At 75.7% G+C, this 1,154-nt stretch carries 2 protein-coding genes; both read left to right on the top strand.

Features of this window, described 5'->3' with window-relative positions; all coding sequences use genetic code 11:
- Positions 1-476 (top strand): ROK family protein (locus tag KBX39_RS31655; RefSeq protein WP_210874092.1); only part of this gene is annotated, 476 nt, incomplete at its 5' end.
- Positions 477-487: 11 nt separating this feature from the next.
- Positions 488-1,048 (top strand): NADPH-dependent FMN reductase, encoded by a 561-nt coding sequence (locus KBX39_RS31660; protein WP_043329859.1) that lies wholly within the window; start codon positions 488-490, stop codon positions 1,046-1,048.
- Positions 1,049-1,154 lie beyond the last annotated feature (106 nt).

Here is a 1,154-nt window from a genome sequence, read left to right on the forward strand (position 1 = left end):
GGTCCTCCGCCGAGATCGGCCACATGGTCGTCGCCCTCGACGGTGAGCGCTGCGACTGCGACCGGCACGGCTGCCTCCAGTCCGTCGCGTCCGGCCCCGCCACCCTGCGCCGCGCCGCCGCCCGCCGGGGCGGCGAGGTGGGCTTCGACGACCTACGGGCCGGACTCGACGGGCGCGAGCCCTGGGCGGTGGCTGCGGTCGAGGAGAGCTGCCGGGCGCTGGCGGCGGCGGTGGTGAGCCTCGGCGAGATCCTCGATCCGGCGCTGGCGATCGTGGGTGGCGGGTTCGCCGCCGGCCTGCCCGGCTTCGTGCCGCTCGTCGCGCAACGGGCACGTCGCGCCGGCCGGCCCGGGCGCCCGGCGCCACCGGTGCGTCCCGCCGCCCTCGGCGGGCTGTCGTCCCTGCACGGCGCGGTGGAGCTGGCTCGTGACCTGACCGGCACGTCGGCTCCCGCGCGCCCCGTCCCCATCGCCTAGAGGAGAGCAGCATGGTCAGGATCGGTGTCATCGTCGGCAGCACGCGACCCGGCCGCAAGGCCGACGCCGTGGCCCGCTGGGTGCGCGACGTCGCCGCCAAGCGGGGCGACGCCACTGTCGAACTGGTCGACATCGCCGACTACGCCCTGCCACACTTCGACGAGGTGCTGCCGCCGTCGATGGCGCCGTCGCGACGCCCGGCCGTACGCCGCTGGGCGGCGACCGTGGCCGGGTTCGACGGCTTCGTCTTCGTCACGCCGGAGTACAACCACTCCATCCCGGGCGCGCTGAAGGATTCCCTCGACTTCCTCTACCAGGAGTGGCAGCACGCCGCCGCCGGCCTCGTCAGCTACGGCGTGCACGGCGGCACCCGGGCGGCGGAGCACCTGCGGCTGGTGCTGGGGCAGCTCGGCGTCGCCGACGTCCGCTCCCAGGTCGCGCTCTCTCTGACGACCGACTTCGTCAACTTCCGCGACTTCCGGCCGGCCGCGCACCACGAGCAGGCCCTCGGCACCATGCTCGACGAGGTGGTCGCCTGGGCCGGCACACTGCGGACGCTGCGCCGGGCCTGACGCCGCTGCGGCTGCGCGCCGGCGACCGGGGTCGGGCACCGGCATCGACCCGCTGGCACGGCACGGCGGGAAACGAGTTCGCGCCGGCCACGGCGGAGGACGAAGG

It is taken from the genome of Micromonospora sp. D75, from assembly GCF_018070405.1.
In the GTDB taxonomy this organism is placed as follows: domain Bacteria; phylum Actinomycetota; class Actinomycetes; order Mycobacteriales; family Micromonosporaceae; genus Micromonospora; species Micromonospora chalcea.